Here is a 22,820-nt window from a genome sequence, read left to right on the forward strand (position 1 = left end):
GACCATGACCAGGAACCAGGCCCCGGCACGTGACCAGGCACCAGACCCCACCCCGGCCCAGCAAGCGGAGCAAGGTGACCCACGATGGTGAATGACGACCGGCTGCGCGACTACCTCAAGCGGGTCACCGCCGACCTGCACCGCACCAGGCAGCGCCTGAGCGACGCGGAGGCCAAGGACCGCGACCCCATCGCGATCGTCGCGATGAGCTGCCGCTACCCCGGCGGCGTCGAGAGCCCCGAGGACCTGTGGCGGCTGGTCTCCGCCGGCACCGACGCGATCACCGCCTTCCCCGCCGACCGCGGCTGGGACCTGGAGGCGCTCGACGACCCCCGGCAGGAGCGCCCCGGCACCAGCTACGCGTCACTGGGCGGCTTCCTGGACGGCGTCGGCCGCTTCGACCCCGGATTCTTCGGCATCTCGCCCCGCGAGGCCCTCGCCATGGACCCGCAGCAGCGGCTGCTGCTGGAGACGGTCTGGGAGTCGTTCGAACGGGCCGGGATCGACCCGGCCACGCTGCGCGGCAGCCGCACCGGGGTCTTCGCCGGCGTCATGTACCAGGACTACGCCGTGCGGCTGCGCCATGCCCCCGACGACGTCGCGGGCTACCTCGGCAGCGGCAGCTCCGACAGCGTCGCCTCCGGCCGCGTCGCCTACACCTTCGGGCTGGAGGGCCCGGCCGTCAGCGTGGACACCGCGTGCTCCTCCTCCCTCGTCGCCCTGCACTTCGCCTGCCAGGCGCTGCGGCTCGGCGACTGCACGCTGGCGCTGGCCGGCGGCGCGATGGTGATGTCCACGCCGGTGCCGTTCGTGGAGATGAGCCGTCAGGGCGGGCTGGCCCGCGACGGCCGCTGCAAGTCCTTCTCGGCCCGCGCGGACGGCACCGGCTGGGGCGAAGGTGTGGGGATGCTGCTGCTGGAGCGGCTCTCCGACGCCCGCCGCAACGGGCACCCCGTGCTGGCCGTGGTCCGGGGCACCGCCGTCAACCAGGACGGCGCGAGCAGCAGGCTCACCGCGCCCAACGGCCCTGCCCAGCAGCGCGTGATCCGCCAGGCGCTGGACAACGCGGGCCTCACGCCGTCCGAGGTCGACGTCGTCGAGGCGCACGGCACCGGAACGCCGCTGGGCGACCCGATCGAGGCCCAGGCGCTGCTGGCGACGTACGGGCGCGGGCGGCCCGACGGGCAGCCGCTGCTGCTCGGGTCGCTGAAGTCGAACATCGGCCACACGCAGGCGGCGGCCGGGGTCGGCGGCGTCATCAAGACGGTGCTCGCCATGCGGCACGGCGTCGTGCCGCCGACCCTCCACGCCGAGGACCCCTCGCCCCAGATCGACTGGTCCACGGGCGCGGTACGGCTGGTCACCGAAGAGGCCCCCTGGCCGAAGACCGGCCACCCGCGCCGCGCCGCCGTCTCCTCCTTCGGCGTGAGCGGCACCAACGGGCACGTCGTACTGGAGGAAGCACCCGCTGCCGAGGCTCCGGCCGCCGAAGCACCTGCCGCCGAGGCGCCGGACGAGGAGGCGCGCGGCGAAGGCATGGGTGTACTCCCCTGGGTGCTCTCCGGCCGCACCGCCGAAGCCCTCCGCGCCCAGGCCGTACGCCTCGGGGCCCACCTCGACGCCGACGCCGGCGCGCGCGTGGCCGACGTGGGCTACTCCCTGGCGACGGGAAGGGCCGCGCACGAGCACCGAGCCGTGCTGATCGGCGCGGAACCGGCCGACTTCCGGCAGGGCCTGGCGGCCCTCGCCGCGGGTTCCGCCGTCCCCGGTCTCGTACAGGGAATTGCCGGTACGAGCGGCGAAGTGGCCTTCGTCTTTCCCGGCCAGGGCTCGCAGTGGGCAGGCATGGCCGCCGAACTGCTCGATACGGAGCCGGTGTTCGCGGCGCGGGTCGCGGAGTGTGAGCGGGCTCTGTCGCCGTTTGTGAACTGGTCTTTGGAAGATGTTCTACGGGCACGGGTTGGCGCACCATCACTGGAGCGGGTTGACGTGGTGCAGCCGGTGTTGTTCGCGGTGATGGTGTCGCTGGCTGCGGTGTGGCGTTCCTACGGCGTGGAGCCGGGCGCGGTTGTCGGTCACTCCCAGGGTGAGATCGCTGCCGCCTGCGTCGCCGGGGCGTTGTCGTTGGATGACGCGGCGCGGGTGGTGGCGTTGCGGAGCAAGGCGCTGCGTGCCTTGTCGGGGCGGGGCGGCATGGTGTCCGTAGCCCTGCCCGCTGGTGAGGTGGGGGAGTGGCTGGCCGACTGGGACGGCAGGCTGTCCGTAGCGGCCGTCAATGGCCCGGGTTCCACGGTGGTGTCGGGTGACGCGGGCGCGCTGGACGAGTTGTTGGAGCGGGCCGAGGCGCGGGGGGTGCGGGCCCGGCGCGTACCGGTGGACTACGCCTCGCACTCCGCACACGTCGAGGACCTTCACGAACAACTGCTTTCCGAGCTAGCCGATGTGACGCCTCGCCAGGCTGACATCCCGTTCTATTCCACGGTCACCGGTGAGCCGCTGGACACCTCCGAATTGGACGCCGACTACTGGTACCGCAATCTGCGGCAGACGGTGCGCTTCGAGGAGGCGACCCGCGCGCTGCTCGCCGACGGCTTCCAGGTCTTCCTGGAGTCCAGCCCCCACCCCGTGCTCACCGTCGGCGTGCAGGAGACCGCCGACGCCGCGGGGAGCGGCGCCACGGCCGTGGGCACCCTGCGCCGCGACGACGGCGGGCCGCGCCGGCTCATGGAGTCGCTGGCCGAACTGCACCTGCGCGGCGTCCGGGTGGACTGGGACGCCGTGTTCGCCGGGCACGCGCCCCGCCGCGTGGACCTCCCCACCTACCCCTTCCAGCGCGAGCGGTACTGGCTGGAGGACGGTGCCGACGACGTCGCCGACGTGACCTCGGCGGGCCTCACCCCGGCCGGTCACCCGCTGCTCGGCGCCGTCATCGCCCTGGCCGACGCCGACGGCCTGCTCCTCACCGGGCGGCTGTCCGCGCAGAGCCACCCGTGGCTGGCCGACCACGCCGTGCGGGGCGCGATCCTGCTGCCGGGCACCGCGTTCCTGGAGCTCGCGGTGCAGGCGGGCGACCGGGTCGGCTGCGCCCGCGTGGACGAGTTGACCTTGGAAGCGCCGCTGGTGCTGCCCGAGCACGGCGGGGCGGTGCTGCGGCTGACCGTCGGCGCCCCCGACGCACGGGGCCGCCGCCCGCTGTCCCTGCACGCCCGCCCGGACGGGGCCGACGACGACGGCGAGTGGGTGCGCCACGCCTCCGGCACCCTGGCCCCGGAGCCGGCGGCGGCCGTCGACGCGTTCGACGGGTTCGAGCCGGGCGGCGTCTGGCCGCCGGACGGGGCGGAGCCGGTCGCGGTGGCGGGCACGTACGAGCGCTTCGCCGAGGGCGGGTTCGTCTACGGGCCGGCGTTCCAGGGGCTGCGGGCCGCCTGGCGGCGCGGCGAGGAGACGTTCGCCGAGGTGGTCCTGCCGGACGGGCCGCGCCGGGACGCCGACCGCTTCGGGCTGCACCCGGCGCTGCTGGACGCGGCGCTGCACGCCACCGGTCTGCCCGGCGCGCCCGGCGCGCGGGAGCACCCCGAGGGGCGGATGCCGTTCTCCTGGACGGGCGTGACGCTGCATGCCTCGGGCGCCACCGCCCTGCGGGTCCGGCTCGCGCCGGACGGGCGCGACGCGGTGTCGCTCATGGCCGCCGACCCGACCGGCCGGCCCGTCGCGACGGTCGAGTCCCTGGCGCTCAGGCCGGCCGCCGACGGACAGCTCGCCACCGGCCGCGCGGGCTTCCACGAGAACCTGTTCCAGGTCGAATGGGCCCCCGCCGCCCCCACGCGCCCGGCCCCGGCAGGCCCGCCGCCCAGCGCCTGGACGGACCTGGAACCGCTGATCGCCGCCCTCGACGCCGGAGCGCCCGTGCCGGATGTCGTCCTGCTCTCCCGGGAGCCGGGCGCCTTCACCGGCGTCGGCGAGGGGGAGAACGGCGACGAGACGCCCGCCGCCGTACGGGCGGCGGTGCACCGGGCGCTCCAGGCCGTGCGGACGTGGCTCGCCGACGACCGGTTCGCGGACTCGCGCCTCGCCTTCCTCACCAGGGGCGCGGTCGCCGTGACCGACGACGAGCACGTACCGGACCTCGCGCACAGCGCCGTATGGGGCCTGGTGCGCTCGGCCCAGACCGAGCACCCCGGCCGCTTCGTCCTCCTCGACGCGGACGGCGAAGGGGATGAGACGCCGGAGAACTCCGCCGCGCTCGCGGCGGCCCTCGCCTCCGGCGAGCCCCAACTGGCCGTGCGCGGTGACCAGTTCCTCACGCCACGACTGGTCAGGGCAGCGGCGGGCGAGTCCGAGGGGCCCGCCGCCCTCGGCCCGGACGGCACGGTGCTGATCACCGGCGGCACCGGGCTGCTCGGCTCGCACATCGCCCGGCACCTGGCGGCCGAACACGGTGTCCGGCATCTCCTGCTGCTCTCCCGCAGCGGCCCGGCGGCCGAGGGCGCCGAGGAACTGCGCGCCGAACTGGCCGCGCTCGGGGCCGAGGCCACGGTCGCCGCCTGCGACGCCGCCGATCGCGAAGCGCTCGCCGCGCAGCTCGCGGCCGTACCCGCCGAACACCCCCTGACCGCCGTGGTGCACACGGCGGGCGCGCTGGACGACGGGATCGTCACCGCGCTGACCCCCGAGCGCGTGGACACCGTCCTGCGGCCCAAGGCCGACGCGGCGCTCAACCTGCACGAACTGACTCGGCATCAACATCTTGCGGCCTTCGTGCTCTTCTCCTCCGCCGCCGGCACCTTCGGCGGTCCCGGGCAGGCCAACTACGCGGCGGCCAACGCCTTCCTCGACGCCCTCGCCCAGCGCCGCCGCGCCACGGGGCTGCCTGCCCAGTCCCTCGCCTGGACCCTGTGGGACCAGCGGTCCGCCCTGACCGGCCACCTCGCCGACGCCGACGTGCGCCGCCTGGCCCGCTCCGGCATGCCCCCGCTGACGACAGAGCAGGGGCTGGCCCTCTTTGACGCCGCACGCACCGCCGACCGGGCCGCGCTGGTGCTGATGCGGCTCGACACCGCCGCCGTACGGGCCAGGGCGGCGACCGAGGAACTGCCGCCGCTGCTGCGCCACCTCGTGCCCGTACGGCCCCGGCGGGCCGTGGCGTCCGGCGGCGAGGCGGCCGACGGCAGTGCGTTCCAGCAGCGGCTCGCCGCCCTCGACGCGGCGGGGCGGACCCGCCTGCTGCTCGACCAGGTCCGCACCCAGGCAGCCGCCGTCCTCGGCCACCCGTCGCCCGACGCGCTCGACGCGGGCCGGGCCTTTCGTGAACTCGGCTTCGACTCGCTGGCCTCCGTGGAACTGCGCAACCGGCTCAACGCCGTGACGGGCCTGCGGCTCCCCGCGAGCCTGGTGTTCGACCACCCCACCCCCGAGGTGCTGGCGCGCCATCTCCTCACCGAGCTGACGGGCACTCAATTCAGCACCAAGGCAACGCCGGTGGCCGAAGTGGCGGCGGTGGACGACCCGATCGCGATCGTCTCCATGGCCTGCCGGTTCCCCGGCGGAGTGCGCTCGCCCGAGGACCTGTGGCGGCTCGTCGTCGCGGGCGCGGACGGCATCTCGGAGTTCCCGGCCGACCGGGGCTGGCCGCTCGACGAGCTGTACGACCCCGACCCGGACCGTACAGGCACCTCCATCACCCGGCAGGGCGGCTTCCTCTACGACGCGGCCGAGTTCGACGCCGAGTTCTTCGGGATCTCCCCACGCGAGGCCCTGGCCATGGACCCCCAGCAGCGGCTGCTGCTGGAGACCGGCTGGGAGGTCTTCGAACGGGCGGGCATCGACCCCGCGGCACTGCGCGGCGCCCCGGCGGGCGTCTTCATCGGCCTGATGCAGCAGGACTACGCGGCCCGGCTGCTCCCGTACATCCCCGACGACGTCGAGGGGTTCCTCGGCACGGGCAACTCCGGCAGCATCGTCTCCGGCCGCCTCGCCTACGTCTTCGGGCTCGAAGGCCCCGCCGTCACCATCGACACGGCCTGCTCCTCGTCGCTGGTCACCCTGCACCTCGCGGCCCGCGCACTCCGCTCCGGCGAGTGCTCCATGGCGCTGGCCGGCGGCGTCAACGTGATGTGCAGCCCCGAACTGTTCGTCGAGTTCAGCCGCCAGGGCGGTCTCGCGCCGGACGGCCGCTGCAAGCCCTTCGCCGCCGCCGCCGACGGCACCGGATTCGGCGAGGGCGTGGGGATGCTGCTGTTGGAACGGCTGTCGGACGCGCGGCGGTCGGGGCATCCGGTGCTGGCGGTGGTGCGGGGGAGCGCGGTCAACCAGGACGGTGCGAGCAATGGGCTGACGGCTCCCAATGGTCCGTCGCAGCAGCGGGTGATCCGTGCGGCGCTGGCGGACTCGGGGCTGCGTGCGGCGGATGTGGACCTGGTGGAGGCGCACGGTACGGGGACCCGGCTCGGTGACCCGATCGAGGCGCAGGCGCTCCTGGCGACGTACGGTCAGAACCGCGCGGCAGAACGGCCGTTGAGGCTCGGTTCGCTGAAATCCAACATCGGGCACGCCTCCGCCGCGGCCGGTGTGGGCGGCGTGATCAAGACGGTGCTGGCGATGCGTCACGCGGTGATGCCGAAGACGCTGCATGTGGACGGGCCGACGCCGGAGGTCGACTGGTCGGCGGGCGCGGTCGAGCTGCTGACCGAAGCCCGCCCCTGGGAAGAACCCGCCGGCCGCCCGCGCCGGGCGGGGGTGTCGTCGTTCGGAGTGAGCGGCACCAATGCGCACGTCGTACTGGAAGAGGCCCCCCAGCCCGCGCCTGTAGCGCCCTCCGGCGGGGCTTCAGGGGCCGGTCCGGTGCCCTGGCCGCTGTCGGCGCGGAGTCCGGAAGCGCTGCGCGCGCAAGCGGCGGCGCTGCTGGACGCGCTGGAGAACGGAGCCGACGGCCTCGCCGGCGGCAGTCCGCTCGACATCGGACACTCACTCGCCGCGACGCGCGCCGCGCACGCGCACCGCGCGGTGGTCGTCGGCGCACGGCACGACCTGACCGAAGGGCTGGCCGCCCTGGCGCAAGGGACCCCCGCGGGGAACATGGCGACAGGCTCCGCCTCCGGCGCCGGCCGCGCGGTGTTCGTCTTCCCCGGCCAGGGCTCGCAGTGGGTGGGGATGGCCGCTGAACTCCTCGACGCGGAGCCGGTGTTCGCGGCCCGGGTCGCGGAGTGCGAGTCGGCTCTGTCGCCGTTCGTGGACTGGTCTTTGGAAGATGTTCTACGGGCACGGGTTGATGCTCCGTCACTGGAGCGGGTTGACGTGGTGCAGCCGGTGTTGTTCGCGGTGATGGTGTCGCTGGCCGCGGTGTGGCGTTCCTACGGCGTGGAGCCGGCCGCCGTGGTCGGCCACTCCCAGGGTGAGATCGCTGCCGCCTGCGTCGCCGGGGTGTTGTCGCTCGATGACGCGGCACGGGTGGTGGCCCTGCGGAGCAAGGCGCTGCGGGCCTTGTCGGGGCGGGGCGGCATGGTGTCCGTAGCCCTGCCTGCGGCGGAAGTGGGGGAGTGGCTGGCCGACTGGGACGGGGCCCTGTCCGTGGCCGCCGTCAACGGTCCCGCTTCCACCGTGGTGTCGGGTGACGCGGGCGCGCTGGACGAGCTGCTGGAGCGGGCCGAGGCGCGGGGGGTGCGGGCCCGGCGCGTACCGGTGGACTACGCCTCGCACTCCGCACACGTCGAGGAGATCCAGGAGCGGCTGGCGAAGGAACTGGCCCCCGTCGTCCCCCTGCCCGGCGAGGTGCCGTTCTTCTCGACCGTCGATGCGGAATGGGTCGACCCCACGACGCTGGACGCGGGCTACTGGTACCGCAATCTGCGGCAGACGGTGCGTTTCGAGGAGGCGACGCGGGCGCTGTTGGCGGAGGGGTTCCGGTTCTTCGTGGAGCCGAGTGCCCATCCGGTGCTGGCGGTGGGGGTGCAGGAGTCGGCGGAGGCGGCCGGGGTCGAGGCGGTGGTGCTGGGGACGCTGCGCCGTGATGAGGGCGGCCGGGAGCGTCTGCTGCTGTCGCTCGGTCAGGCGTGGTCGAGCGGGCTGCCGGTGGACTTCTCCGGCGCGTACCCCGGCGCGCGCCGCGTGGACCTGCCCACCTACCCGTTCCAACGCGAACGCTTCTGGCTCGACGTCCCGACCACGAGCTGGGACGTCGCCTCCGCCGGGCTCGGCGCCACCGGGCACCCGCTGCTGGGCGCGGCCCTGGAGGCCGCCGACTCCGGGGAACTGGTGCTGAGCGGCCGGGTGTCGCTGCGCACCCACCCCTGGCTCGCCGACCACCGGGTCTCCGGCACCGCCCTGCTCCCCGGGACGGCGCTGCTGGAACTCGCCCTCCGCGCCGCCGCCGAGGCCGACTGCCCCGTGGTCGAGGAGCTGACCCTTCAGGCGCCCCTCGCGCTGCCTGAGGAGGGCGCGGTCCTGCTCCAGGTGCGGGTGGCGGAGCCCGGCGACGACGGGCGCCGCGCGCTGAGCGTTTTCGCCCGGCCGCACCGGGACGAGGACCAGCCCTGGGCCCCGTACGCGACCGGCGCCCTCGCCCCTGCCTCGACAGCCGCGCCGAGCGGACCCGGCCTCCTGATGTGGCCCCCGGCCGACGCCGAGCCCATCCCGGTGGACGACCTCTACGACCGCTTCGCCGACGCGGGCTACGGCTACGGGCCCGCCTTCCGCGGCATTCGCGCCGCCTGGTCGCGGGACGGCGAGGTCCTCGCCGAGGTCGTCCTCGACGCGCGGCAGCAGGCCGACGCGGCGGCGTGCGCCGTGCACCCGGCCCTGCTGGACGCGGCCCTCCAGACGGCGGCGCTGCTGCCCGGCCAGGACGGCCGGGCCCGGCTGCCGTTCAGCTGGACCTCCGTGATCAGCCGCACACCCGGCGCCACCGCCCTCAGAGTCCGCCTCACCGCCGACGGCCCCGACGGCATCGGCCTCACGGTCTACGACCTGACCGGCCAAGAGGTGCTGACGGTGGGGCAGTTGGCGCTCCGGCCCCTGACGGCGGACGCGGTGCCCGCGGCCACGAGCGCAGCCAGGGACCTGCTGTTCCACCTCGACTGGGCGCCGGCGGCGGGCCGCGCGGCCGATGCGCCTGCCGACCGGTCGCCCGCCCTCGGCGCCGAGCCCCATGCGACCGCCCCCGACCAGACGCCCGCCCCGATCCCCGAGGCCGCGTCCCCGCCCCTCGGCTGCGCCGCTCTGGGCGGTGCCGTCCCCGGGCTCACGTCCTGGCCGGATGTCGACGCTCTGCGCGCCGACCTCGACGCGGGGGCCCCGCTCCCCGGCCTCGTCGTCGCGGCCTGCCCGACCGCGGACCTCGCCGAAGTGGCCGACCAGGTGCACGCCACCGCCCGCGACTGCCTGGAGCTGGTACGGAGCTGGCTGGCCGATGAGCGGCTGGCCGAGGCGCGGCTGGCGCTGCTCACCCGGTGCGCCGTGCGCACCGGCAGCGGCGACGGGCCCGCCGACCTCGCGCAGGCGGCCCTGTGGGGGCTGCTGCGCACCGTGCAGACCGAGCACCCGGACCGCTTCGCGCTGATCGACCTCGACCGGCCGGTCACCGCACCGGACGACTCCGCGCTCCTTGCCGCTCTCGCCGGAGAAGAGCCGCAAATCGCCGTACGGGGCGACGAGCTGATGGTTCCTCAGCTGGGGCGTGCCGACCGTGCCGACGGGGTGCTGAGCCCTCCGCCGGGCGAGCCCGCCTGGCGGATCGGCACCGCCGGCACCGGCACTCTGGAAGACCTCGCACCCGTCCCCGCCCCCGAGGTCGCGGCCCCGCTGGGCGACGGCGAGGTCCGTGTCGCCGTGCGCGCCGCCGGGCTGAACTTCCACGACGTCGTGGTCACCCTCGGGCTCGACCCGGACCAGCAGACGCTGGGCAGCGAGGGCGCGGGCACGGTCTTGGAGGTCGGCCCCGGCGTGCGGGACCTGGCCCCCGGCGACCGGGTGATGGGGATCTTCGGCGGTTCCTTCGGGCCCGTCGCCGTCGCCGACCGGCGGACCGTCGCCCGGATTCCGGCGGGCTGGTCCTTCGCCCGCGCCGCGTCCGTACCCGTGGTGTACCTCACCGCCTACTACGGGCTGTTCGACCTCGGCGGTCTGGAGGCCGGACAGTCCGTGCTGATCCATGCCGCCGCCGGAGGCGTCGGCATGGCGGCGGCGCAGCTCGCCCGGCACGCCGGGGCGACGGTGTACGGCACGGCCAGTCCCGGCAAGTGGGACGTCCTGCGGGCCGGCGGGCTGGACGACGAGCACATCGCGTCGTCCAGGACCGTCGAGTTCGCCGACCGGTTCCTCGCCGCCACCGACGGCCGCGGCGTGGACCTCGTACTCGACAGCCTGGCCCGCGAGTTCGTGGACGCGTCACTGCGGCTGCTGCCGCGCGGCGGCCGGTTCGTGGAGATGGGCAAGACGGATATCCGCGACGCCGACGAGGTCGCCGCGCGTCATCCAGGCGTTCACTACCGGGCGTTCGACCTGATGGAGGCCGGGCCGCGGCGCATCGGCGACATGCTCGCCGAGGTCCTCGGCCTCTTCGAGCGGGGGGCGCTGGCCCCGCTCCCGGTCCGGGGCTGGGACATGCGGCGCGTCCCCGAGGCCGTACGGTTCCTCAGCCAGGCGAGGGGCGTCGGCAAGAACGTACTGACGCTGCCCGCGCCGCTGGACCCGGACGGCACCGTACTGATCACCGGCGGCACCGGGACCCTGGGCCGGCTCCTGGCCAGGCACCTGGTCACCGAGCACGGCGTGCGCCGTCTGCTGCTGGCCGGCCGCCGGGGCCCGGACGCCGAGGGGGCGCCCGAGCTGCTGGCGGAGCTGACCGGCCTGGGGGCCGACGCGCGGGCCGTCGCCTGCGACGCCGCCGACCGCGAAGCCCTCGCCGCGCTGCTCGCGGAGATCCCCGAGGCGCACCCGCTGACCGGGGTCGTCCACGCCGCCGGAACCCTCGACGACGCACTCAGCGCCAACCTGACGGGGCATCAACTAGCGGCCGTACTAAGGCCGAAGGTGGACGCGGCGCTCACCCTGCACGAGTTGACGCGCGACATGGACCTCGCCGCCTTCGTCCTGTTCTCCTCCGGCGCCGCGCTCTTCGGCGGAGCCGGGCAGGGCAACTACGCCGCCGCCAACGCCGCGCTAGACGCCCTCGCCGCCGAACGCCGCGCGGCAGGGCTGCCCGGCGTGTCCATCGGCTGGGGCCTGTGGGAACAGCGCAGCGCGCTGACGGCCGGGCTGAACTCCGCCGGGCTCCAGCGCGTGGCCGGCGGCGGCGCGGGCGCGCTCACCACGGCCGAGGGCCTGGCCCTGTTCGACGCCGCCCTCGGCTCGCCGCACCCGTATCTCCTGGCCGCCAGGATCGACCCCGCCGCCCTGCGCGGCGCCCAGCCCGTCCCCGCCGTGCTGCGCGGCCTGGTCCGCACGCCGCGCGGGGCGACGGCCGCCGTCCCGGCGGCCCGGCCCGCCGTCGCGTCCATGGCGGAGCAGCTCGCCGCGCTCTCCGCGGCCGAGGCGCACCGCGTCCTGCTCGACCTGGTGCGCGGCAGCGCGGCCGCCGTGCTCGGCCACACCTCGCCGGACCTGGTACGCCCCGCCCGCCCCTTCAAGGAGATCGGCTTCGACTCCCTCACCGGAGTCGAGCTCCGCAACCGGCTGGCGTCGTCCACCGGACTGCGGCTCCCGGCCGCCCTGGTCTTCGACCACCCCACGCCGGAGGCGCTGGCCCGCCACCTGACCGAGCGGACGGCCGCCGAGCGGCCGTCCCCGGCGGCGGCCGTCCTCGCCGAACTCGACCGCCTGGAGGCGCTGATGACCGGCCTGCCGCCGGACGAGGACGTACGGGACGAGCTGGCGCGGCGGCTCCGCCAGACACTGTCCCGGCTGGCGCCGGACGCCGAAACCGGCGCGGAACCGGTCGCCGAGGTGCTCGCCGACCGGATCGAGTCGGCGACGGACGACGAGATCTTCGCGTACATCGACCGGCAGCTGGGCGCGTCATGAGCCCGGCGACCGGCAGCGCTATGAGCCCGGGGGCTGGGTCCCTCGTGGGCCCGGCGATCGGCGGCGCTATGAGCCTGGCGGCTGGGTCCTTCGTGAGCCCGGCGACCAGCGGCGCTGCGAGCCCGGCGCCTGGGCGCCTCATGAGACCGGCGGCTGAGCCCCTCGTGAGTCCCGCGCGCACGCGTCGGCCCCGTACGCGCCCCAGGGCCCTCGCTCCCCCTATGCCCCTTGCTTGCCCTGCTCCGAGAGACGACATCAACGACGAAAGCGGCGGTTCCCGGTGAGCGATCAGAGGCTCCGCGACTACCTCAACCGTGTGACGATCGACCTCCAGAACACGCGGCAGCGGCTCCAGGACGCCGAGTCCGCGGCCCACGAGCCGATCGCGGTCGTCTCGATGAGCTGCCGCTTCCCCGGCGGCGTCCGCACCCCCGACGACCTGTGGGACCTCCTCGCCGCCGGGCGCGACACCGTGACCGGGCTCCCCGCCGACCGCGGCTGGTCGACCGCCGACCTCGCGGCGGGCGGCGTGCCCGCCCAGGGCGCGTTCCTGGACGGCGCCGCCGACTTCGACGCGGAGTTCTTCGGGATCTCGCCCCGCGAGGCCGTGGCGATGGACCCCCAGCAGCGGCTGCTGCTGACGACCGCCTGGGAAGCCGTCGAACAGGCCGGCATCGACCCGCTCTCGCTGCGCGGCAGCCGGACCGGGGTGTTCGCCGCCGCCATCGACCAGGGGTACGCGACCCTCGGCGCCGACGCGTCCGAAGCCGTCCAGGGCTTCCTGATGACCGGCAACTCGATGAGCGTGATGTCCGGCCGCGTCTCCTACGCGCTGGGCCTGGAGGGCCCGGCCGTCACGGTCGACACCGCCTGCTCGGCGTCGCTGGTCGCCCTGCACCTCGCCGCCCGCGCCCTGCGCGCAGGGGAGTGCTCCCTCGCGCTGGCCGGCGGCGTCAGCGTGATGTCGCTGCCCGCCGTGTTCGTGGAGTTCAACCGGCAGGGCGCCATGGCCCCCGACGGCCGCTGCAAGCCCTTCGCGGCCGCCGCCGACGGCACGGGCTGGGGCGAGGGCGTCGGGATGCTGATGCTGGAACGGCTGGCGGACGCCCGTACCAACGGCCATCCCGTACTCGCCGTCCTTCGTGGCTCCGCCATCAACCAGGACGGCGCGAGCAACGGCCTCACCGCGCCCAACGGCCCCTCCCAGCAGCGCGTCATCCGGGCCGCGCTCGCCGACGCCCGGCTCGCCGCCGCCGACGTCGACGCCGTCGAGGCGCACGGCACCGGCACCACCCTCGGCGACCCGATCGAAGTCGACGCGCTGCTGGCGACGTACGGTCAGGACCGGGCGGTGGAACGGCCGTTGTGGCTCGGATCGCTGAAGTCCAACATCGGGCACACCCAGGCCGCGGCGGGCGTCGCGAGCGTCATCAAGACGGTGCTCGCGCTGCGCCACGGCGTACTGCCGCGCACCCTGCACGTCGATACGCCCACGCCGCACGCCGACTGGTCCGCGGGCGCGGTGGAACTGCTCACCGACGCCAGGCCGTGGCCCGACACCGGCCGCCCGCGCCGCGCCGGGGTCTCCTCCTTCGGCATGAGCGGCACCAACGCCCACCTCGTACTCGAAGAGGCCCCCGCGCCCGCGCCCGCCGCCGACGCGGAGCCCGAGCCCGGCTCCGAGACGCCCGCCGCGCCGCTGCCGACGACGCCCTGGATCCTGTCCGGCCGCACCCCCGCCGCCCTCCGCGACCAGGCCGCCGCGCTCGCCGGCCACCTCGACGCCGCTGACGACCCGGAACCCGCCGACATCGGGCTGTCCCTCGCCACCACCCGCGCAGCCTTCGACCACCGCGCCGTGCTGCTCGGCGACGGCCTCCCCGCGCTCCGCGACGGGCTCGACGCCCTCGCCCGCCCCGACACCGCCGCCGCGCCCGGCCTCGTACTCGGCGGCGGCCCGACCGTCGAAGGGCGCACGGCCCTGGTTTTCCCGGGCCAGGGCTCCCAGTGGCCGGGCATGGCCCGCGAACTCCTCGACTCCAACGAGGTGTTCCGCGACCGCGTTCACGCCTGCGCCGCCGCCCTCGCCCCGCACACCGACTGGCGGCTCCTCCCCGTCCTGCGCGAGGAGCCCGGCGCACCGTCCCTGGACCGCGTCGACGTGGTGCAGCCCGCGCTGTTCGCGGTGATGGTGTCGCTGGCCGCCCTCTGGGACTCCTGGGGCGTACGGCCCGACGCCGTGGTCGGCCACAGCCAGGGCGAGATCGCCGCCGCCGTCGTCTGCGGCGCCCTCACCCTCGACGACGGCGCGAAAGTGGTCGCCCTGCGCAGCCGGGCCCTGCGCGCCCTCGCCGGCCAGGGCGGCATGGCCTCCGTCTCCCTGCCCCAGGACCGGGCCCGCGCCGAGATCGAGCCGTGGGGCGAGCGGCTGTCCGTCGCCGCCGTCAACGGACCCGCCGCCGTCGTCGTCTCCGGAGAGGCCGGGGCGCTGGCCGAACTCCTCGCCCACTGCGAGGAGCGGGGCGTACGGGCCAGGGCCGTCCCCGTGGACTACGCCTCGCACTCGGCGCAGGTGGCGCGGATCGAGGACCGGCTGCTGGCCGAGCTGGCCGCCGTGCGGCCGCTGCCCGGCCGTATCCCGCTGTTCTCCACCGTCACCGGCGACTGGCTGGACACCACCGCCATGGACGCCGGCTACTGGTACCGCAACCTGCGGCGGACCGTACGCTTCGAGACCGCCGTGCGCGCCCTCGCCGGGCAGGGCTTCGACGTCTTCCTCGAATCGTCCCCGCACCCCGTGCTGACCATGGCGATCCAGGAGACCGTCGAGAGCGCGGGAGGCGCAGAGGGCATCGCCGCAGGCGCGGTGGTCGCCGGGACCCTGCGGCGCGGCGAGGGCGGACCGCGCCGGGCGCTCGCCTCGGCCGCCGAACTGTGGGTCGCCGGCGTCGCCGTCGACTGGTCCGCCGTCTACGCCCGCACCGGCGCGCGTACGGTCGGCCTGCCCGGCTACCCCTTCCAGACGCGCCGCTACTGGCTCGAACCGGAGGACGGCGCCGAACCGCGCCGGGGCACCGGCAGCAGCGACCCGGCCGACACCGACTTCTGGCGGATGGTCGAGGACGGCGACCTCGCCGCCACGGCCGACCGCCTCGCCGTCGATCCCGAACCCCTCGACCGGGTGCTGCCTGCCCTGCGCGCCTGGCGGCAGCGGCGGACCGATGCTGCCGCCATCGACTCCTGGCGCTACCGCACCGAATGGCAGCCCCTGCCCGAACCGCCCTCACCTCCTGTGCGGACATCCGAGGGCAGCTGGCTCGTGGTCCTCCCCGCCGGCCACGACGAGGACGAACGCGTGCGGGGCCCCCTCCAGGCCCTGGCCGGGCTCGGCGTCGACGTGCTGCCCGTCGTGCTGACCGCCGACGACGTGCGGCGCGACGCGCTCGCCGCCAAGGTGACGGCGGCCCTCGCCGGACGCGCCCCGGCGGGGGTGCTGTCGCTGCTCGCCGCCGACGGGCGGCCGCATCCCGAACACCCCTCGCTGCCCGGCGGCGCGGCCCTGACCGTCGCGCTCGTACAGGCCCTCGGCGACCTCCAGCTCACCGCGCCCCTGTGGTGCGCCACCCACGGCGCGGTGTCGACCGGCCCGCACGACCCCGTCACCGACCCGGACCAGGCCCTCGTCTGGGGCACCGGCCTCGTGGCCGCCTTGGAGGCCCCCGCGCGCTGGGGCGGCCTCATCGACCTGCCGCCCCGCCTCGACGACCGCGGCCGGGCCCGGCTCGGCGCCGTGCTCGCCGGGGCCGCGGGCCCGGGTCCGGGTTCGGGCTCGGGTTCGGGCTCGGCTTCGGGCGAGGACCAGCTCGCGCTGCGCGCCACCGGCCTCCTCGCCCGCCGCCTCGTCCGCGCCCCCAGGGCCGCGGGCGGGGGACGGCCGTGGCGGCCCCGCGGCACGGTCCTGCTCACCGGCGGCACCGGCGCGGTCGGCCCGCACCTCGCCCGCTGGCTGGCCCGCGGCGGCGCCGAACACGTCGTGCTGCCGGGACGCCGCGGCCCCGACGCGCCAGGAGCCGCCGAACTCGCCGCGGAACTAGCCGAGTTCGGCACCCGCGTGTCCCTGCCCAGCTGTGACCTGACGGACCGTGGGGCCGTCGAGGCGATGCTGACCGCGCTCGACGCCCAGGGCGACCCGGTCACCGCCGTCGTGCACGCCGCGGCGTTCATCGCGCTCGCCCCGCTGCGATCCACGCCGCTGTCCGCCTTCGAACAGATCGTCGCCGCCAAGGCCGCCGGCGCCGCCCACCTCGACGCGCTCCTCGACCGGGAGCTGGACGCCTTCGTACTGTTCTCCTCCATCGCCGGCGTCTGGGGCAGCGGCGACCACGGCGCGTACGCCGCGGGCAACGCCTACCTCGGCGCCCTCGCCCAGCACCGCCGCGCCCGCGGCCTGCGGGCCACCACCGTGGACTGGGGCGTCTGGCAGGCCGAGAACCCCTGGCAGGACCGGGTCGCCGGAGCCGACGCCGACCTGTTCAACCTGGAGGAGCACGGCCTGCCGCGAATCGACCCCGGCCGCGCCGTCACCGCCCTCCAGCAGGCCCTCGACGACGACGAGACCGCCGTCGCCGTCGCCGACGTCGACTGGGAGCGGTTCACCGCCGTCTTCACCTCCGCCCGCCCCAGCCCGCTGCTCACCGGCGTCCCCGACGTCCGCCGCATCCTGGCCCGCCAGCGGGAGGACGCGCCCGCCGAGGCCCCCGCCGCGCAGGCGCTGCGCGAACGCCTCGCCGCCCTCGACGCTGCGGGCCGCGACCGTACGCTCCTGGACCTCGTACGCACGCACGCCGCCGCCGTACTCGGGCACGGCTCGCCCGACGACATCAGGCCGGGCAAGGCGTTCCAGGAACTGGGCTTCGCCTCGCTCACCGCCGTGGAACTGCGCAACCGCCTCACCGCCGCGACCGGCCTGCGGCTGCCCTCCTCCCTCATCTTCGACTACCCGTCAGCCGCCGTGCTGGCCCGGCACATCCGCACCGAACTCCTGGGAGAGGGAGGCGCGTCGGAGGAGGGTTCGCCGAGCCCGGCGCCCCCGGTCGCGCCCGACGAGGACCCCATCGCCATCGTCTCCATGGCCTGCCGCTTTCCCGGCTCCATCGCGTCCCCCGAGGAGCTGTGGCGGCTCCTCGCCGAAGGCGGCGACGCCGTCTCCGAGTTCCCCGCCGACCGGGGCTGGCCGCTCGACGAGCTGTACGACCCCGACCCCGACCGGCCCGGCACCTCAACCACCCGGCACGGCGGATTCCTGCACGACGCCGCCGAGTTCGACGCCCCCTTCTTCGGGATCTCACCGCGCGAAGCCCTCGCCATGGACCCGCAGCAGCGGCTCCTGCTGGAGACCACGTGGGAGGCGTTCGAACGCGCCGGACTCGACCCGACAGCGCTGCGCGGCAGCCGCACCGGCGTGTTCACCGGCGTCAACTACGCCGACTACGCGAACGTCGTCGCGCGATCCGCGGAAGGCGAAGGGCACCTCCTCACCGGCAGCGCGCCCAGCGTCGTCTCCGGCCGCGTCGCCTACACCCTCGGCCTCGAAGGGCCCGCGGTGACCGTCGACACCGCCTGCTCCTCCTCCCTCGTCGCCCTCCACCTCGCGGGCCAGGCCCTGCGCGCCGGGGACTGCTCCCTCGCGCTCGTCGGCGGCGTCGCGGTGATGGCCACCCCCGGCGCCATCGTCACCTTCTCCCGCCAGCGCGGACTCGCCGCCGACGGCCGGTGCAAGGCGTTCTCCGACGCCGCCGACGGCATGGGCATGGGCGAGGGCGCGGGCGTACTGCTGCTGGAACGGCTCTCCGAAGCGCGCCGGCACGGCCACCCGGTGCTGGCCGTCGTACGGGGCAGCGCCATCAACCAGGACGGCGCGAGCAACGGCCTGTCCGCGCCCAACGGCCCCTCCCAGCAGCGCGTCATCCGGGCCGCCCTCGCCAACGCCGGGCTCGCGCCCGGCGACGTGGACGTGGTCGAGGCGCACGGCACCGGCACCACGCTGGGCGACCCCATCGAGGCGCAGGCCCTGCTGGCGACATACGGTCAGGACCGGCCCGCCGACCGGCCGTTGCTCGTCGGCTCGCTGAAGTCCAACATCGGCCACACCCAAGCCGCCTCCGGCGTCGCCGGAGTCATCAAGACCGTCCTGGCCATGCGGCACGGCACGGTACCGCCGACCCTGCACATCGACCGGCCCTCCACCCAGGTCGACTGGGAGCGCGGCGCCCTGACCCTCGCCACCGAACCCCGCCCCTGGCCCGAGAACGGCCGCCCGGCGCGCGCCGGAGTGTCGTCCTTCGGGCTGAGCGGCACCAATGTGCACGCCATCCTGGAACAGGCCCCGGATCCGGCCCCCGCGACGGTCGACAGCCCCGACCCGAGCCCCGCCACCGCCGACAGCCCCGAGCCCGGCACCACCACGGCGGGCCGCCCCGCACGGGACGGAGCCGCCGCCGACGGCCCCGACCCGAGCCCCGCCACCGCCCACGGCCCCGAACCGCGCGGCGGCGCCGTGGTGGCCTGGCCGCTGTCGGCCCGTACCCCCGAAGCGCTGCGGGCGCAGGCCCGGCGGCTGAACCGGCACCTCGCCGAGCACCCCGGTACGGACCCCGCCGACATCGGACTCACCCTCCACGGCCGCACCGCCTTCGAGCACCGCGCCGCGCTCGTCGGTGACCGCGAGGAACTGCTCCACGGACTGCGCGCGCTGGCCGACGACGCGTCAGCGGCCGGATACGCGGCCCAGGACGCCGACACCCGCGCCGTGTTCGTCTTCCCCGGACAGGGCTCCCAATGGGTCGGCATGGGCGCCGAACTGCTCGAAACCCAGCCGGTGTTCGCGGACCTCGTCGCCGAGTGCGAGCAGGCGCTCGCGCCGTACGTGGACTGGTCGCTGAAGGCCGTGCTGCGCGCCGAGGGCGACGCGCCCGCCTTCGAGCGGGTCGACGTCGTCCAGCCCGTGCTCTTCGCGGTGATGGTGTCGCTGTCCGGCCTGTGGCGCTCGTACGGCGTGGAGCCGGGGGCCGTCGTCGGCCACTCCCAGGGCGAGATCGCGGCGGCCTGCGTCGCCGGGGCGCTGTCCCTCGACGACGCGGCGCGCGTCGTGGCGCTGCGGAGCAAGGCCCTGCGCGCCCTGTCGGACGGCGGCGGCATGGCCTCCGTGGCGCTCCCCGCCGACCAGGTGCGCGAATGGATCGCGCGCTGGGGCGGCCGGCTGTCGGTGGCGGCCGTGAACGGGCCCGTCTCCACCGTCGTCTCCGGCGACGTCGCCGCGCTCGACGAGCTGATGGCCCAGGCCGCGAAGCGCGAGGTGCGCGCCCGCTACGTACCGGTCGACTACGCCTCCCACTCCGCGCACGTCGAAAGCCTGGAGGGTGAACTCCTCGATCAGCTCGACGGGTTGACGCCGCGTCGGGCAGAGGTTCCCTTCTACTCCACCGTGACCGGAGAGCCGCTGGACGGGACCGGGCTGGACGCCGGGTACTGGTACCGCAACCTGCGCCGGACCGTCGAGTTCGAGAAGACCACGCGGGCCCTCCTCGGCGACGGGTTCCGGCTCTTCGTGGAACCCAGCGCGCACCCCGTCCTGACCGCCGCCGTACAGGAGACCGCCGACGCCGCCGGGCGCGACGCCCGCGCCATCGGCACCCTGCGCCGCGACGACGGCGGCCCCGCCCGCATGCTGCGCGCCCTCGGCGAGGCATGGGAAGGCGGCCTGCCGGTCGACTTCTCCGCCGCCTGCCGCGGGGCCCGCCGCGTCGACCTGCCCACCTACCCCTTCCAGCGCGAACGCTTCTGGCCGCAGCCGGGGGCCGGGGCGCGCGCGGACATCGCCGCCGCGGGCCTCGACAGCGCCGGCCACCCGCTGCTGGGCGCCGCCATCGAGGTCGCGGACTCCGGGGAGCTGGTGCTGAGCGGCCGACTGTCGCAGCGCACCCACCCCTGGCTCGCCGACCACCGCGTCTCCGACACCATCCTGCTGCCCGGCGCGGCCTTCGTGGAACTGGCCGTACGCGCCGCCGACGAGGCCGGCTGCCCCGTCGTCGAGGAACTCACCCTCCAGGCACCGCTGTTCCTGCCGCCCGACGCGATCCTCAGGCTGCAACTGCGGGTGGGCGCCGCCGACGCCGAGGGCCGCCGCGCCATCGACCTGTTCTCCCGCCGCGAGGACGCCGCCGCCGGCGACTGGACCCCGCACGCCACCGGAATCCTGGGGCCCGGCAGCGCGCCCGGCGAACCGCCCGCCGTTCCGGCCGCCGCCGACGCGGCCTGGCCCCCGGCCGGAGCCGAGCCGATCGCCGTGGACGACCTCTATACGCGCTTCGGCGCTTCCGGATACGGCTACGGGCCCGCCTTCCAGGGGCTCCGGGCCGCCTGGCGGCGCGGCACCGAGGTCTTCACCGAGGTCCGGCTGCCCGAGGAGCAGCAGCCGCAGGCCCCCTCGTACGGGCTCCACCCCGCCCTGCTCGACGCGGCCCTGCAAGGGCTCTGGCTCGGCTCGCGCGAAGGCTCCACTCCGCACGGATCTGTCCCGGACGGCTCCGTCCCGGACGGCTCCACCTCGGACGGCCCCACCCCGGACGGTTCGCGGACCTCACCGACCTCGCCGACCTCGCAGGCCGGATCGGCGGGCGCCGTCGGGCTGCCGTTCTCCTGGGGCGGCGTCCGGCTGCACGCCGGAGGGGCCACCACGCTGCGCGTCCGACTCGGCTACGGGCCCGACGGCACGGTGTCCATCGACGCCACCGACCCCGAGGGCCGCCCGGTCGCCACCGTCGAGGAACTGGCGGTACGCCCCGTCGACCTCGACGCGCTCCGCGCCGCCGGAGCGGGCGCGGGCGCCTCCGACTCCCTCTTCCGCACCGAGTGGACCCCGCTGCCCGCCGCCGGACCGGCCGAACACCTCGGACACTGGGCGGTCATCGGCGGCGAGGACCTCTTCCCGGACAGCCACCCCGACCTCGCGGCGCTCGCCGCGGCGGTGAACGCGGGCATGCCGGCGCCCGCCGTGGTCGTCGTCCCCTGCCTGGAGACCACGGCCGACGCGGCGTCAGTACGAGTCGCCCTCAACCGCGTTCTGCCGCTCACCCAGGAGTGGCTGGCCGACCCCCGCTGGGACGGCGCGCGCCTGGTCCTGCTCACCCGGGGCGCGGTCGCCACGGCCCGCGGCGCACAGCTCACCGACCTCGCCGCCGCGGCCGTACGCGGACTCCTGCGGTCCGCGCAGTCCGAACACCCCGACCGCCTGCTGCTCCTCGACACCGACGACCCGGCGGCCGTCGCCACCCGGCTGCCCGCCGCGCTGGCTGCCAATGAACCCCAACTCGCCGTACGAGAAGGAACATTGCTCGCCGCGCGGCTCGTACGGGAGGCCGTAGAGGACAAGACGCCCGGCGCGTGGGACAGCGACAAGACCGTCCTCATCACCGGAGCCGGGGGAGTGCTCGGCGCCCTGGTGGCCCGTCACCTCGTCGCCGAACGCGGCGTACGGCACCTGCTGCTGGCGGGGCGGCGCGGCCCGGACGCCCCCGAGACGCTCGCCCTGGCGGCCGAACTCCGGGAAGCGGGCGCTCAGGTGGCCGTCGCCGCGTGCGACGCGGCGGACCGCGCCGCGGTGGCCGCGCTGCTCAAGGGCGTACCGGAGGAACATCCGCTCACCGCCGTCGTCCACGCCGCGGGCGTCCTCGACGACGCGCTCATCGAGTCGCTGACGCCGGAGCGCATGGACCACGTGCTGCGCCCCAAGGTCGACGCGGCCCTCAACCTGCACGAGCTGACGGAGGGCATGGACCTCGCGGCGTTCGTCCTGTTCTCCTCCGCGTCCGCCACCGTCGGCAACGCCGGACAGGGCAACTACGCGGCGGCCAACGCGTTCCTCGACGCCCTCGCCCAGCAGCGCCGGGCCCACGGTCGCCCCGCGCAGTCCCTGGCCTGGGGCCTGTGGGCCGAACGCAGCGCCCTGACCGGCGCCCTCGGCGACGACGCCCTGCGGCGGATGGCCCGCGGCGGCACCGCCGCGCTCTCCACCGGCGAAGGGCTGGCCCTCTTCGACGCGGCGCTCGCCTCGGACGAGCCGCTGCTCGTCCCCGTCAAGCTCGACCTCGCCCGGCTGCGCGCCGCCGCCCGTACCGCCCCCGTGCCCCCGCTGCTGTCCGGGCTCGTCCCCGGCGGCGTCCGCAGGCGCGCGGCCGGTACGGACGACGCCGACGCGGGCTCCCTGCGCCGGCGGCTCACAGCGCTCGGCGCCGAGGAGCGGCGCGCGGCGGTGCTCGACCTCGTACGGAGCCGCGTCGCGGACGTGCTGGGCCACCACGAAGCCGAGGCCGTCGACCCCGAACGCGCCTTCAAGGACCTCGGCTTCGACTCGCTGACCTCCGTCGAACTGCGCAACCGGCTGGGCGCGGCCACCGGACTCCGGCTCCCGGCGACCCTGGTCTTCGACCGGCCGAGCCCCGCCGAGGTCGCCGCGTACGTCGCCGAACGGCTGCTGCCCGACGACGCGCCGGCGGGCCGGGCCGACGGGGACCGCACCGACGCCGAGATCCGCGACCGGCTCGCCGCGATCCCGCCGTCGGAGCTGCGCCGCGCCGGGCTCCTCGACGCGCTGCTGAACCTCGCCGACGGGCTCTCCGGCCCGGCGCCGGCCGACGGCGAACCCCGGCCGCCGGATGACGGCGCCGGGACCATCGAGGACATGGGCGTCGACGACCTCGTACGGATGGCGCTGGGCGGCGACCGTGACTGAACCACGCGGGCAGGAA

General features: G+C 75.9%; 2 protein-coding genes. Both read left to right on the forward strand.

Annotated elements, in window-relative coordinates; genetic code table 11:
• Positions 1-84 precede the first annotated feature (84 nt).
• Positions 85-12,015 carry an SDR family NAD(P)-dependent oxidoreductase gene (locus tag AB0I49_RS19250; protein ID WP_363228183.1) on the forward strand — a complete coding sequence of 3,977 codons (11,931 nt, stop codon included), beginning with the start codon at positions 85-87 and terminating at the stop codon, positions 12,013-12,015.
• 280 nt (positions 12,016-12,295) lie between these two features.
• Complete coding sequence (locus AB0I49_RS19255) at positions 12,296-22,804, forward strand: type I polyketide synthase (protein ID WP_363228184.1); 10,509 nt, start codon at positions 12,296-12,298, stop codon at positions 22,802-22,804.
• Positions 22,805-22,820 lie beyond the last annotated feature (16 nt).

It is taken from the genome of Streptomyces sp. NPDC050617 (assembly GCF_040654795.1).
Taxonomy (GTDB): domain Bacteria; phylum Actinomycetota; class Actinomycetes; order Streptomycetales; family Streptomycetaceae; genus Streptomyces.